General features: G+C 60.2%; 8 protein-coding genes. 7 read left to right on the top strand and 1 reads right to left on the bottom strand.

Annotation, left to right across the window (positions count from 1 at the left end; all coding sequences use genetic code 11):
* Positions 1-104: 104 nt before the first annotated feature.
* From IGS60_RS26195 to IGS60_RS26170, 6 genes are all read left to right on the top strand, one after another.
* Positions 105-614, top strand: a complete 510-nt coding sequence (locus IGS60_RS26195) for a DUF4124 domain-containing protein (protein ID WP_306798520.1) — start codon at positions 105-107, stop codon at positions 612-614.
* A gap of 7 nt (positions 615-621) precedes the next feature.
* Positions 622-1,710 (top strand): nitrogen regulation protein NR(II), encoded by a 1,089-nt coding sequence (glnL, locus tag IGS60_RS26190; protein WP_230506621.1) that lies wholly within the window; start codon positions 622-624, stop codon positions 1,708-1,710.
* A 48-nt stretch (positions 1,711-1,758) separates the two neighbouring features.
* On the top strand, positions 1,759-3,249 hold the full coding sequence (gene ntrC / locus IGS60_RS26185; protein ID WP_230506620.1) for a nitrogen regulation protein NR(I): 1,491 nt from the start codon (positions 1,759-1,761) through the stop codon (positions 3,247-3,249).
* Positions 3,250-3,387: 138 nt separating this feature from the next.
* On the top strand, positions 3,388-4,353 hold the full coding sequence (corA, locus tag IGS60_RS26180; RefSeq protein ID WP_034760218.1) for a magnesium/cobalt transporter CorA: 966 nt from the start codon (positions 3,388-3,390) through the stop codon (positions 4,351-4,353).
* A gap of 134 nt (positions 4,354-4,487) precedes the next feature.
* Positions 4,488-5,861 (top strand): GAF domain-containing sensor histidine kinase, encoded by a 1,374-nt coding sequence (locus IGS60_RS26175; RefSeq protein ID WP_230506619.1) that lies wholly within the window; start codon positions 4,488-4,490, stop codon positions 5,859-5,861.
* A gap of 300 nt (positions 5,862-6,161) precedes the next feature.
* On the top strand, positions 6,162-8,978 hold the full coding sequence (locus tag IGS60_RS26170) for a TonB-dependent siderophore receptor (protein WP_230506618.1): 2,817 nt from the start codon (positions 6,162-6,164) through the stop codon (positions 8,976-8,978).
* Positions 8,979-9,066: 88 nt separating this feature from the next.
* Here IGS60_RS26170 and IGS60_RS26165 read toward each other — a convergent pair whose 3' ends face one another.
* Positions 9,067-10,698, bottom strand: coding sequence for an NAD(P)/FAD-dependent oxidoreductase (locus tag IGS60_RS26165; protein ID WP_230506617.1), 1,632 nt, complete (start codon positions 10,696-10,698; stop codon positions 9,067-9,069).
* A 1,091-nt stretch (positions 10,699-11,789) separates the two neighbouring features.
* Here IGS60_RS26165 and IGS60_RS26160 point away from each other — a divergent pair.
* Complete coding sequence (locus IGS60_RS26160; RefSeq protein ID WP_083287270.1) at positions 11,790-14,789, top strand: carboxypeptidase regulatory-like domain-containing protein; 3,000 nt, start codon at positions 11,790-11,792, stop codon at positions 14,787-14,789.
* Positions 14,790-14,834 lie beyond the last annotated feature (45 nt).

Genomic DNA, 14,834 nt, shown 5'->3' with positions numbered 1-14,834 from the left:
CGGGTGAGGCGATGGTCTTGCCCGCGTTTTTTGTTATGGCGCCACAGTGCGTTGTTGTATAGTCGGCCCAGGAACGATGCGGCATGTGCCGACAGGAGTAGAGATTGACCAAGCATTACAGAATGGCGCTGATGGCAGGATTGCTGGGCGCGGCGGCACAGGCGCACGGGCAGTTGTATGTGTGCGCCGATGCGCAAGGACACAAGACGTACACGGACAGGCGGGCTGGCGCGCATTGCCAGCTGCTCGATTTGCCGGGCGCCCTGACGGAGCCGCCACGCAAGACGGCGCCGCTGGCTGGCGCGCCTGCCCGGCCCGCCACACAGGCGGCGGCCACGGCGGCGCCTGCCGCCGGCGCGTTTCCCAAGGTCGATGGCGCCGAGCAGCGCGCGCGCGACCTGGACCGGCGCCAGATCCTGCAGGACGAATTGCGCAGCGAAGAGCAGAAACTGGCGGCGCAGCGCCTGGAATTTAACGGCGGGCAGCCCGAGCGCCAGGGCAATGAGCGCAACTATGCGAAATACCAGGAACGGGTGGCGCAGTTGAAGGACAACATCAGCCGCACGCAGCAAAATATAGACGCCCTGAAACGCGAGATCGCCAATATCCGATGACGAGACCATGACAATAGACAATTTTTCCAGCCGTCCCGCCCATCTGGCTGGCCTTGATTTGCTCGCTTCGGCCGTGATCCTGCTCGACGGCGACGGCCGCATCAGCTATGCCAACGCGGCGGCGGAAAACCTGCTGGAAAGCTCATTAAAGGCGCTGTCGCGGCAAAAGCTGACGGCGCTGTTCCTCAACCCCGAGGAGCTGGCCGGCATCTGCGCGCAGGCGCTCGAACATAAATTTTCCGATTTGCGCCAGGACCTGAGCCTGGAACGCCTGGGGCGCGAGCCGCTGCGCGTGCACAGCATCGTTAGCGCGCTCGACGCACCTAGCGACGGCGTGCTGATCGAACTGCGCGAAAACGTGCAGCAATTAAAACTCGACCGCGAGGAGCGCATCCTCGACCAGAGCCAGGTCAACAAGGAGCTGATCCGCAACCTGGCGCATGAAATCAAGAACCCGCTGGGCGGCATCCGCGGCGCGGCCCAGCTGCTGGAGCTGGAATTGCCGGCCCTGCATCTGAGCGAGCTGCGCGAATACACGCAAGTCATCATCAAGGAGGCGGACCGCCTGCAGACGCTGGTCGACCGCCTGCTGGCGCCGCACCGCCGCCCGCATATCGTGGGCGACGTGAATATCCATGAAGTGTGCGAACGGGTGCGCAGCCTGATCCTGGCCGAGTTCCCCAGCGGACTGACCATTTCGCGCGATTACGACGCCTCGATCCCCGAGTTTCGCGGCGACAAGGAGCAACTGATACAGACCGTGCTCAACATTGCGCATAACGCGGCGCAGGCGCTGGCCGAGCGCATCGAAGCGGGCGATGCGGAGCTGATTTTCAAGACGCGCGTGGCGCGCCAGGTGACGCTGGCCAAGGTCCGCTACAACCTGGCATTAGACTTGCATATCATTGACAATGGACCGGGCATCGCACCCCAGATCCGCGACCGGATTTTCTACCCGCTGGTGTCGGGCAGGGAAGGCGGAAGCGGGCTGGGACTGACCTTGGCGCAAACCTTCGTGCAACAGCACCTGGGCGTGATCGAGTGCGAAAGCCGGCCTGGATACACCGATTTCAGGATCGTTCTCCCCTTGCCATAAGCGAGGAAGTATCCCACCCATGAAATCCATTGCGGGACGCACACACTAATGAAGCCAATCTGGATAGTTGACGACGACGAATCAATCCGCTGGGTGCTGGAAAAAGCCCTGGCGCGGGAAAATCTCGCCACCAAGAGTTTTGCCAATGCGCGCGACGCCATCGCCGCGCTGGAATTTGACACGCCGCAAGTGCTCGTGTCCGATATCCGCATGCCGGGCGCGTCCGGCCTGGAGTTGCTGCAAACGGTCAAGTCGCGCTTTCCCGGCTTGCCGGTCATCATCATCACGGCCTTTTCCGACCTCGATTCGGCCGTCGCGGCCTTCCAGGGCGGCGCCTTCGAATACCTGGCCAAGCCGTTTGACATCGACAAGGCCGTCGAGCTGATCCGCCGCGCGCTGGAAGAAAGCCTGCGCGAGACCAGCGTCGAATCGGGCCCGTCGGAAACGCCGGAAATCCTCGGCCAGGCGCCGGCCATGCAGGAAGTCTTCCGCGCCATCGGCCGTTTGTCGCAATCGAATGTGACGGTGCTCATCACGGGCGAATCCGGTTCCGGCAAGGAACTCGTGGCGCGCGCGCTGCACAAGCACAGCCCGCGCGCGGCGCAGCCCTTCATCGCCCTGAACACGGCGGCGATCCCGAAGGATTTGCTCGAGTCCGAACTGTTCGGCCATGAACGCGGCGCGTTTACGGGCGCGCAGACGACCCGCCGGGGCCGCTTCGAGCAGGCCGAGAACGGCACCCTGTTCCTCGATGAAATCGGCGACATGCCGTTCGACCTGCAGACGCGTTTGCTGCGCGTGCTGTCCGACGGCCATTTCTATCGCGTCGGCGGCCATCAGCCCATGAAGGCGAACGTGCGCGTCATTACCGCCACGCACCAGAACCTCGAGCAGCGCGTGCGCGACGGCCTGTTCCGTGAAGACTTGTATCACCGGCTGAACGTGATCCGCCTGCGCCTGCCCAGTTTGCGGGAGCGGCGCGAGGATATCCCCATTCTGGTGCGCCACTTCCTGGTGCAAAGCGCGCGCCAGCTGGGCGTGGAAGCCAAACGCATGAGCGAACCGACGATGCAGTTCCTCAGCAGCCTCGACTTGCCCGGCAATGTGCGCCAGCTGGAAAACCTGTGCAACTGGATCACCGTCATGGCGCCGGGCCAGACGGTGGAAATCAAGGACTTGCCGCTGGAATTGACGCAGGGGCAGGGCGATGGCGCCGCCACCGCTGCGGCGGGCGAGGCTGCGTCGCCAGCTTTTGCTCACCAGCAGGGCGGCCAAGTCTTCGAAGCGGCCGCGCCCGTCAACGGCGCGCCGCCGGGATGGATCGGCTTGCTGGAATTGCAGGCGGCCGGCATGCTGGGCGCGGGACAGCAGGAAGTCATGGCCGTGCTGGGGAGGCAATTCGAATCGGCCCTGATCAAGACGGCGCTCAAGCATACGCACGGGCGCAAGAACGACGCCGCCGTGCGCCTGGGCATCGGCCGCAACACCATTACCCGCAAGATATCCGAACTGGGCATCGACGGCGCCAAGGACGATTGACGCCTTGCTGGACGGGGACTCTCCCGTCCGTTTTTTCTTGCGGTGTTCCTTGCACGCCACAACACCCACAGCAGGCGATAAGGTAAGCTGACGCCTGCCGGACTGTTTCGTCCGGTCTTCATTTGATTGTGGAACTGTATGCTCATAAACTGCGTGGCCTACCAGGATGGCAAAAAACTGGCCGACTTGCCGATCGACGATATCAGCGATTACGTCGAGCGCCCCGATTGCTTCGTCTGGGTGGCCCTGCTCGACGCCACGCCGGACGAGCTGAAACAGATGCAGCACGAGTTTTGCCTGCACGAACTGGCGGTGGAAGACGCGCAGCGCGGTCACCAGCGCCCGAAGATCGAGGAATACGGCGATTCCCTGTTTGCCGTGGTGAAAACCGTGGAAATGGTCGAGAATGAACTGGTGCTGGGCGAAGTCGATATCTTTGTCGGTGCCAATTACGTGCTTTCGTCGCGCAGCAACAGCTCGCAAGGTTTCCTCGGTGTCCGCGCGCGTGCCGAGCGCGAACCGCATCTGCTGCGCCAGGGCTCGGCTTTCGTGCTGTACGCGCTGATGGACGCGGTCGTCGACCGTTACTTTCCCGTGCTCGACGCGCTCGAATCGGAGCTGGAACTGATCGAGGACCGCATCTTCGACCGTGGTACCGAGCGCGACAATATCGAACGGCTGTATCAATTGAAGCGCAAGGTCATGGTCTTGCGCCACGTGGTGGCGCCCCTGATGGAAGCGGTGGGCAAGCTGCACGGCGGGCGCGTGCCGCCGCTGTGCCACGATACCCAGGAGTATTTCCGCGACGTGCACGACCATCTGGCGCGCATCAACGGCACGCTCGACACTATCCGCGATACGATCAGCACGGCCATCCAGGTGAATCTGTCGATGGTGGCCATCGACGAGAGCGAAGTGAACAAGCAGTTGGCGGCCTGGGCGGCTATCTTTGCCGTGTTTACCGCATTTGCCGGCATCTGGGGCATGAACTTCAAGTTCATGCCGGAACTGGACTGGCATTATGGCTATCCGGCCGCAGTGGCAGTGATGAGCTGTGTCTGCGGTTATATGTATTACTTGTTCAAGCGTTCCGGCTGGCTATAAAAATTTCCTGCGTATCTGTATTATTAAACAATAGCCAGGGGTACAATCGCGGCAAGTCCGTTGACTCGGGCCTTTGCTGAGGATCGCCGCGCCGGCAGCTTTGCCTGCGCTTCCCGTGCTGCGCAGGAGCATTCATGAGTATTCCGTTGTTCGATGTGAATTCGCAAGAACCCCTGTTCGATCCCGAGCAGCGGCGCACCCTGGCGGAAGCGGCCCTGCGCTCGATCACCGCCTCGACGGCGCACGCCCGTGGCGACGACTTCCTGCGCATCCTCGTCAAGGACCTGGCCGAAGCGCTCGACGTGCACTATGTGATCGCCGGGCGGCTGGTGCGCATGGACGATGGCAGCGAAGGCATCCGCACCCTGGCCCTGTGGGGCGGCGATGGCTACCAGCCGAATATCGAATACAGCCTGCAGCACACGCCTTGTCAGGACGTGACTTGCCAGAGCATGTGTTTTCACGGCAGCGATATCCAGCGTCGCTTTCCACTCGATACCCTCCTGGTCGACATGCATGCGGAAAGCTATGTCGGCATGCCGCTGATCGATACCGATGGCAAGACCCTGGGCATCCTGTCGGCCATCGACACGCGTCCCATCGATGAAAACAAGCGCTTGCTGGCGCTGCTGCTGTTGTCGATCTTCTCGGCGCGCGGCGCGGCCGAGCTGCAGCACCAGGAGCGCACCCAACAGCTGGAAGAAATCGTGCGCGTGCGCACCGAGTCGCTGCTGGCGGCGCAGGCCAATCTGATCGAGCAGGAACAGATGGCGGCCCTCGGCTCGCTGGTGGCGGGCGTGTCGCATGAAGTCAACACGCCCATCGGCGTGGCGCTGACAGCCGCGTCGAGCATGGGCAGCTATGCCGACCAGCTGGTGCAGCTGCTGGGCGGCGCCAAGGTCAGCCGCACCGAACTGATCGACATTGCCGAATCCCTGAAAGGCGCGGCGGCCTTGATCGAGCGCAACCTGGCGCGTGCCGCCGACCTGATCGGCAATTTCAAGCAGCTGGCCGTGGATCAGGTCAGCGAATACGTGGCGGACCTGGCGCTGCACGATTATGTGCACGGCCTGGTGTCGGCGCACAGCCCGGAATTGCGCAAGGCGGCGCTCGGTGTGGAGCTTGATATCGCGCCCGATTGCCAGGTACGCCTGGCGGCCGGCAAGCTGTCGCAAATCCTCTCGAACCTGCTGATGAACAGCGCCCGCCATGGCTATCCGCAAGGCGGCCCGGGGCGCATCACGATCCGCGCGCGCATCGAGAAGGAGGGGGAAGACGCCGCCGGGCGCTGGCTGCTGCTGGACTTCTCCGATGACGGTATCGGCCTGGCACCGGCTGTGCGCGAACACATGTTTGAACCGTTCTTCACCACCAAGCGGGGCCAGGGCGGCTCCGGCCTGGGCATGCACATCGTCTACACCATCGTGCAGCAACTGGGCGGCCAGGTGTGCGCGATCGACTGCACTCCCGGCTGTCATATACAAATCAGGCTGCCGCTGGCCAGCTGATGCCGCATGGCCTCGCGGCTAGCCGCGAGCGCGCCTTATCCCTTGTCGCCCCTGCTTTTCATATGTTGTATGTACGCCATACGCATGTTGAGTTCTGTTGACACTCATATTCTTGCCGTGATTCTATGTAGTTGTCTAGTTGACTTTTAGTTGCCTAGTTCCATTTCTGTACACGTGTCCCAGCGAACTTCACGGCGCCTGATCCGGTGCCGTGCGAGGCGTTTCCTTTAGATGAACGAGTGTAATCCGGGTAACAAATCCGGAGTCATATATAACCGTACAAATGAAAAAGGGTTCACCATGCTTAAAGAAACCGTCATCTCTCGTGCAGTTCGCATCGTCTGCGCCGGTGGTATGGCAGCGGCCTTGTCCGTTGCCTCGCAGTCTGCGGTAGCACAAGATGCGCAGGGCGCCGATGCGCAAATCCAGCGCGTTGAAGTCACCGGTTCGTCGATCAAGCGTATCGCTGCCGAAGGCGCCTTGCCGGTCACCGTGCTGACCGCCGAAGCCATCCGCACATCGGGCGCCACTTCGGTCACCGATCTGGTCAAGAAGCTCTCTTCCGCCCAGGGTGCCACGAGCGAAAGTTCCTCGGTTGGGGGAAGCACCTTCGGTTTCTCCGGTATTTCCGTGCATAACGTGGGGGAGACGCGTACGCTCGTCTTGCTGAACGGCAAGCGCCTGGCCCAGTTCGGCGGCCAGACGCTGACGGGTTTCGCCGCTGGCTTCGACTTGAATTCGATCCCTATCTCGGCCATCGAGCGTGTGGAACTGCTGACCGATGGCGCCTCCGCCCTGTACGGTGCCGATGCGATCGCCGGCGTGGTCAACTTCATTACCAAGCACGATACGACGATCGGTGATGTGTCCATCGGCTACTCCGCACCAAAAAACGGTGCGCGTGAGAAACGCCTCAGCGCCACCAAGGGTTTTGGCAACCTGGACGAAGATGGCTACAACGTGGTGCTGACCTTTGGCCACGACGAGCGCGACAAGCTCGCTTCCGTCGACCGCAAGTTCGCCAGCACGGGCAAGGTGCAATTCTCGGCCAATGGCAAGCGCTATCAGAAGCAACAGTTTTCGGCCAGCCCGATTCCGGCCAATGCCACCGATGACAATGGCCAGCTGATCAGCCCTTACCAGAAGGCCAACGGCTCCTGCCCGGACAAGACGTTCCGCGTGATCGAACCGTATAACGACGGCAGCGGCCTGGTCGATGACTACTGCGGCTACGACTTCACCAAGGACCTGGAAATCTATCCGGAGCGCAAGCGTGACAACTTCATGGCATCGGGCACCTTCAAGATCGCCGGCCAGGAAGTGTATGCGGACGTATTGCTGTCACGCACGAAACAAACTTCGCGTATCGCCCCCGTGCCTGGGGCGATCGCTGTCGATGCAGGCACGCCGCTGCATGACAAGTATTTAGTGCCAGCTGGTATTACCGGCGACAGCACGGCTTTTTACCGGCTGTTCGACATGGGCCAGCGTACCTCGAAAGATACGGCCGATTTTGCCAGTGTGGTGGTCGGCACGCGCGGCATTCTGGCCGGTTGGGACTATAACGCTGCTTATAACTTTTCCGAAAGCCGCGTAAAAGGCAGTATTTCCGGCTATCCTGGTGCCATTGCTGTCAATAATCTCACATCGAGCGGCCTGCTCGATCCCTTCGTCGGCCCGGGCAAGCAGTCCACCGCGGCACAGGAAGCCATCAAGGCTGCCGCGTATACCGGTTACTGGGATGGCGGCACTTCGCGCCTGCAAACGATTAACCTGAATGGCTCGACGGAACTGCGCCGACTGCCTGGCGGCGCGATGATGCTGGGCATGGGAGTCAACATCAATCGCGAAGAATTCTCCGCGAAGCCAAGTCCGTTTGCGCAAGGCATCCTGGCCGACCCCGTGAAGGGCACCTTGTGCGGCGGCACGACAGGACTGGAGTGCGACCAGCGTTTCGGCGATGCGGCCAGCAGCCAGCCGTACAGCGCCAGCCGTACGTCGAAGGGCATTTTTGGCGAAGTCATCGCGCCTGTGCTGAAAGAGCTGGAATTGGGCGCGGCCTTGCGTTTCGATGAATTCTCGGACTTCGGCGGCGCCACCACGGCCAAGGCCAGTTTTAAATGGACGCCGGCACCCACCTTGCTGATCCGCGGCTCTGTCGGCAACGGTTTCCACGCACCGACAGTGCCGCAAGTCAACGCCCTGCAGCGCGGCTATGGTGTCACCAGCGAGAAGTACACGTGCACGCCGGCACTGCAGGCGATCGCCACGCGTCTGAATGCACAATGCCAGCCAGGCAATCGCCAGTACGACCAGCTGGCCGGCGGCAACCGCGAGTTGCAGCCTGAGAAATCGAAACAGGCGACCATCGGCTTCCGCTACGAGCCGATCAGCGCCATTACCCTGGGCGCCGACCTGTGGCATGTGCAGATCCGCGATTCCTTCGGTCAGTTGACCGAACAGCTGGTATTCGGCAATCCGTCCAACTTCCCGAAATCCTGGGGCGTCAACAAGGACGTGGGCACGGGTACCACCTACCTGGCCTTCCTGGCGGACAACCAGAATCTGGGCAAGTCGTTTGCCACCGGTGTCGATATCGATATCAGCGCCCGTTACCGTTCCGGCATTGGCCTGTTCACGTCGCAGCTGAACGCGACGCAAATGCTGCGCGAGGATGTGCAGCTGGAACGCGGCGGCAAGTATTATTCGGCGCTGGGCAACTTCGCCGATCTGGGGACGGTGACTTTCCGCACGCGCGGCCAGTGGACGAATACCCTGAAAACGGGCAACTGGGCCAACTCGCTGACGGTCAACTTCCTGTCCGGCTACAAGGACCAGGAAACGTCGGTCGATGTACTTGACGCTTCGGGCGCCGTGACGGGCCAGGAAAAGATCCGCATGCAGGTCGGTTTCTATTCGACGCTCGACTGGCAAACGGTGTGGACGCCAAGCAAGAGCTGGGTGCTTACGGCAGGCGTGCTGAACCTGACCGACAAGAGCCCTCCATTCGTGCCATCGACGTCCGGCGCGAACCGCGGCCAGCAATTCGGCTATGACGACCGCTATTACGATCCGCGCGGCCGTACCGGCTACCTGAATGCCTCGTACAAGTTTTAAAGAGCGGGAGCAGGCATAAAAAAAACCGGCACTGTGAACTCAGTGCCGGTTTTTTTTCGTCCCGCCTGCAGGCAGAGGCTGGCGTAGCTTAGCCGCGCGCCGCCATCGACAGCGCCACCGCCTCGGCCACCTTGATGCCATCGACGGCCGCCGACAGGATGCCGCCCGCATAGCCAGCGCCTTCGCCTGCGGGGAAGAGGCCCCGTGTATTCAGGCTTTGGAAGTCGTCGTCGCGGCGCTTGATGCGGATCGGCGACGAGGTGCGCGTTTCAACACCTGTCAGCACGGCGTCGGCCTTGTAATAGCCCTTGATCTGCTTGTTGAACGCCGGGAAGGCTTCGCGCAGGGCCGTGATCGCGTATTCGGGCAAGGAGGGTGCCAGGTCCGTCAGATGCACGGCCGGCTTGTACGACGGTACCACGCTGCCAAATTCCGTCGAGGCGCGGCCAGCCACGAAGTCGCCGACCAATTGTCCAGGGGCATCGTAGTTGCCGCCGCCCAAGGCAAATGCGCGCTCCTCCAGCTCGCGCTGCAGGGCGATGCCGGCCAGCGGGTCGCCCGGGTAATCGGCCGGCGTGATGCCGACGACGATGGCGCTGTTGGCGTTGCGCTCGTTGCGCGAGTACTGGCTCATGCCGTTCGTCACCAGGCGGCCCGGTTCCGAGGCGGCGGCCACCACCGTGCCGCCCGGGCACATGCAGAAGCTGTAGACGGAGCGGCCGTTGCTGGCGTGATGCACGAGCTTGTAGTCGGCCGCGCCCAGGATCGGGTGGCCGGCGCTGGGGCCGAAGCGGCAGCTGTCGATCAACGATTGCGGGTGTTCCACGCGGAAGCCGATCGAGAACGGTTTCGCTTCGATGTACACGCCGCGGCGGTGCAGCATCTCGAAGGTGTCGCGCGCGCTGTGGCCGATGGCCAGCACGACGTGGTTGCTGGCGATGGTTTCGCCATTGTCCAGCACCACGCCGCGCACCTGGCCGCCATCGCTGCCTGGCTCGATGTCGAGATCGACCACCTTGCTGCTGAAGCGGTATTCGCCGCCCAGCCGTTCGATATTCGCGCGCATTTCTTCCACCATCTTGACCAGGCGGAAAGTGCCGATGTGCGGCTTGCTCACGTACATGATTTCTTCGGGCGCGCCGGCCTTGACGAATTCCGTCAGCACCTTGCGGCCGTAGTGCTTGGGATCCTTGATCTGGCTGTACAGCTTGCCGTCAGAGAAGGTGCCGGCGCCGCCTTCGCCGAACTGCACGTTCGATTCCGGGTTCAGTTCGCGCTTGCGCCAGAAACCGAAGGTGTCGACCGTGCGCTCGCGCACCTGCTTGCCCCGTTCCAGGATGAGGGGGCGCAAGCCCATCTGTGCCAGGATCAGCGCCACGAACAGGCCGCAGGGGCCCGTGCCGATGACGATGGGGCGCGGTTCATTGGTATGGCCGGCCAGCTGTTCGCCGCCGGCGACGAATTTATAGTCGGTATCGGGCGCAGGCATCAGGTGGATATCGTGGCCCAGGCGCGCCAGCACGGCCGCTTCATTCTTGACGTCCACGTGCAGCGAGTAAATCAACACCACGGCGCTGCGCTTGCGCGCGTCATAGCTGCGCTTGAAGACGGTAAAGCCGAGCAGCTCATCCGCGGCAATGCCGAGGCGCGCCAGAATGGCGGCGGGCAGGGCCGCTTCGTCGTGTTCGAGGGGGAGTTTTACTTCGTTGAGTCGCAACATGGTGTGTATTTTTAAAAATTGCCGGGCTCCGTATCTAGCGGAGAGTGTGCGGTGCCGCGTGACGGCATCCGGGCGCTATTTTACCTCCACATCGTTCACTGCTTCGTTTACCCGGACTTTTTTCGGGGGGGGGACAGGCGGCAGTGCCGTCTGTTCGCATGGTCGCCACCGTGCCGTGGCGCGATATGGCGGCGTTTCCTGGCTGCTACAAACTGGTGCAAAATCGGCGCGTTGCTGGTGCATCCGCCGCCCCTTGTTGGGGCGTGCAAATCGGGGCCAAATTTTCCCCGTAATTTGTGTTGCTTTTTTGTTGTGGCTGCTTGATTTTGTTGACGCCTTGCCATTGCGTGTGATTTGATAGTGTTTTGTTTCTTGCAGGTGCAATTCTGTATCTTTGCTTCGCACGCATTGAAGGAAATGAGCAGCGCTGACTCTTGCCGCTGTCGCGTCATCAATGGAATGCAGGATTTATTTTTGAGATGATGACGAGATATTTTTTTATATGGAACTGTCCTGAAAAAATCTGATTGATTTATTGCGGGATGGATGTGCAATATATTTTACCTCGTCCCGTAAAATAATTTCGTCTTGCGCGTCATTTATTTTTCGGGCTTTTTATATTCATCTTTTTTTAGAAACAACTCTTCCTGCAGCATTCTGATGCCATTGGTGCAAAGCCACTGTTTGCAGGCATTCCAAGTAAATTTGATTATCGTCCGCGAGTGTTTTCATTCAGCCTGGATGCGCTTCTGCTCGTCTATTTTTTGTATAAATTGAAGTGTTGCGCCAACAGAACAGTTTTTCTAATTTTATTGACCAGTCCGTTTCAATATGTTTCGATGTGTCATTCTGTTTATTTTGCGTATGCAAAGTGGATCGAGAGGATGCCTTGTATGAAGGGATTACAAGGTGATGAGAGTAAAAAGCGTTCAAAAACGCATAAGTGTGAGTGATAAACTCCTTTACCAAAGCAGTAATACTGCGCTCATAAATAAATAGGGAATGACATGTTGAGAAAAACTGTAATAGCACGTGCATTAACGATCGCTTTCAGCGCATCGGTATTGAGCGCTGCGATTGTTCCAACGGTAATGGCACAGTCGAATGCCACGGGCAATATCATCGGCAAGATCGCGCCGGATGCCAGCGCATCGGTGCAGATCGTCGGTGCTGACAATGGCTTCAAACGGACCATTTCGCCCGATGCAAGCGGTACTTTCCGCATCACCTCCCTGCCAGTTGGCAACTACAAGGTGACCCTGCTGAAAGGCTCTTCCGTCGTCAGCTCGCAGGATGTGGAAGTGCGCATCGGCCAGGAAAGCGAAGTGGCGCTGCAGCAGGTGCAAACCGTGAACGTGACGAGCCGCCGCCGCGCGATCGATGTCACCAGTTCCAACTCCGGTTCTTCCTTCAATTCGCGCGAACTGGCTACCCTGCCATTGGCGCCTACGGTTGCCAACATCGTGCAATTGGCTGGCGGCACCACGCGCGCCGACTCGCGCTACGGCAACAACGCCGCCAGCTTCGGCGGCTCCAGCGCGTCGGAAAATGCGGCGTACATCAACGGTTTCCCCGTCACCAACAGCCTGTATCAGGTTGGTTACTCTTCCCTGCCTTTCGGCTCGATTGCTGAAGCGCAAATCATCACCGGCGGCTATGGCGCCGAATTCGGACGTTCGACGGGTGGCGTGGTCAACATCACCACCAAGAGCGGTACGAATAACTGGGAATTCGGCGCCGGCTTTACCTACGCGCCTGATTCGCTGCGCGGCAAGGCCAAGAACATCATGTTCCCGAATACGGGCGCCAATCCCAAGACGGATGGCAAGATCTACAACTACCGCGAAGGCGACAAGCTGACCGAGAAGGTCTATAACGCCTATGTCAGCGGCCCGCTGATCAAGGACAAGCTGTTCATCTATCTGGGTGGCGAATTTACCAAGATGGACCGCGAAACGGCGCGTCTGGCATCGACCAGCCAGGTGAACAACCAGACCGGCTGGCTGGTGCAGAAATCCGATGTGCCGCGTTATATCGCCAAGATCGACTGGAATATCACCGACAACAACCGCCTCGAATACACGCACATTTCGGACGAGTCGAATGTCAACGATCAATACTACGGCTTCAACTACGACACCAAGCAGCGCGGCTATGTGCAGAACGGCGGCGCCAGATTCAAGAACTATTCGGCAGGCGTGCTGTTCCTCAACGCCACCGGTGCCGCGCTGGCGGCAGCCCAGGGCTCGAACATCGACATCCTCAAGCTGACCAGCTATGTGACCGACGATCTGACCGTGCAAGCCCTGGTTGGCCAGGCGAAGACGCAACGCGAGCAAAATCCGTTCGGCTACATTCCAGGCTTGCGTCCAATCGTCGTTAGTTCTCCAGAGTTTAAGGTACCAGGCCTGAATTATTCGCCTAGCCAAGTGCAGGGTTTCAGCTCGGCCCTGCTGCGCGACGGCGCGCAAGACACCAACCGCGGTTATCGCCTGGATCTGGAATACAAACTGGCCAAGCAGCATACGATACGCGGCGGTCTTGACCACAACAAGATCAATGCCCTGAACGGTACGGAAGCGGCTGGCGGCGGTACCTGGACGTATCTGAAAACCGATCCGAACACCGTATTGTCTGGCCACAATATCTCGCCGGCAGCTGGCGGCGGTTATGGCACCCAAGGTTACTACGTGCGTGAAAACCTGCAGCGCGGCGGCTCCACCCCGACCGTCGAGCAGTCGGCGCAATACATCGAGGACCGCTATCAGGCCACCGAAAATCTGGTCGTGACCCTGGGCTTGCGCAATGAGTCGTTCAAGAACATGAACGGTATCGGCGAAACCTTCGTGGAACAGAAAAACATGCTGGCACCGCGCCTGAATGCGGCCTGGAATGTGTATGGCGACGGTTCCCTGAAAGTCTTCGGTACGGCTGGCCGCTACTTCATGCAATTGCCGGCCAACATGGCCGTACGTTTTGCCGGCGCTTCGCTGAACACCGACCGCTTCTACACCTACACGGGCGTCAACCCGACCACGGGCGCACCGCTGGGCTTGAACCCGATCAGCAATGTCGTGTCGGCTAACAATGAATTTGGCCAGGAAAAACGCGCCAATGAGCTGGCTTCGACCAACTTGAAGGCCCACTTCCAGGACGAGATCAACCTGGGCTTCGAGAAGGCGCTGACGCCTGACTTCAACGGCGGTATCAAGTTCACCTATCGCAAGCTGAAAAACACGATCGATGACTACTCGGATCCACGCGCCATTTCGGCCAAGCTGACAGGCGCTGAAAAAGAGTACTTCGACGATCATGGCTGGAACGGCGCCCTGTTCAATCCAGGCAAGGACAACACCTTCATGATCCCGGTGGGACCAAACGGTGCACAGCGCGCGGTGACGATTACGGCTGCCGATGCCGGCTTCCCGGAAAAAGCCAAGCGTACCTATACGGCGCTGGAATTCATGCTCGAACATCCGATGCGCAATGGCTGGTACGGCAAGATGAACTACACCTGGTCGCGCAGCGAAGGCAATCAGGAAGGTCAGACCAAGTCGGATAACGGCCAGGCCGACGTGGGCTTCAGCTCGGGATGGGACTTCCCTGAGACGATGATCAACGGCAGCGGCTTGTTGCCGAACAACCGTACGCACCAGTTGAAAACCTATGGCTACTATGAGTTCACGAGCCAGTTCGGCGTCGGTGGCAACTTGCTGGTGGCAACGGGCCGTCCTATGTCGCGTACTTGCAATATCCCAGCGTCCATGGATCAACAGGGCTTGGGCTTGTCGCAATACGGTTCGATCTTCTTCCTGTGCCCAACCGGCCCGAACGGCCGTGGCGCTTACGGCACGCTGCCAACGGAAATGCGCCTGGACTTGAACTTCATCTACAAGCCAGAGCAGATCAAGGGCATCGTGTTTAAAGTCGACGTGCTGAACGCAACCAACCGTCAAGTGGCGCAATCGATCGACGAGGCTTACAACACCAGCGCCGCTGGTACTGCCGTCAGCACGACCGCCGGCATGGTCAACTCCTACTCGAGCCCGCGCACCGTGCGCTTGTCGGCCCAGTACAGCCACAAGTTCTGATGTGATTCCCTCCTTGCCGGTTGACAGTCGTCAGCCGGCGGAGAC

The organism is Janthinobacterium sp. FW305-128 (assembly GCF_020858135.1).
Lineage (GTDB): Bacteria > Pseudomonadota > Gammaproteobacteria > Burkholderiales > Burkholderiaceae_D > Janthinobacterium.
This window is presented reverse-complemented; position numbering and strand designations above follow the sequence as displayed.

What these genes read in the sequence shown, in the direction of transcription:
- glnL (WP_230506621.1), top strand. Translation starts at nt 622, where the DNA reads ATGACAATAGACAATTTTTCCAGCCGTCCCGCCCATCTGGCTGGCCTT.
- ntrC (WP_230506620.1), top strand. Translation starts at nt 1,759, where the DNA reads ATGAAGCCAATCTGGATAGTTGACGACGACGAATCAATCCGCTGGGTG.
- corA (WP_034760218.1), top strand. Translation starts at nt 3,388, where the DNA reads ATGCTCATAAACTGCGTGGCCTACCAGGATGGCAAAAAACTGGCCGAC.
- IGS60_RS26175 (WP_230506619.1), top strand. Translation starts at nt 4,488, where the DNA reads ATGAGTATTCCGTTGTTCGATGTGAATTCGCAAGAACCCCTGTTCGAT.
- IGS60_RS26170 (WP_230506618.1), top strand. Translation starts at nt 6,162, where the DNA reads ATGCTTAAAGAAACCGTCATCTCTCGTGCAGTTCGCATCGTCTGCGCC.
- IGS60_RS26165 (WP_230506617.1), bottom strand. Translation starts at nt 10,698, where the DNA reads ATGTTGCGACTCAACGAAGTAAAACTCCCCCTCGAACACGACGAAGCG.
- IGS60_RS26160 (WP_083287270.1), top strand. Translation starts at nt 11,790, where the DNA reads ATGGCACAGTCGAATGCCACGGGCAATATCATCGGCAAGATCGCGCCG.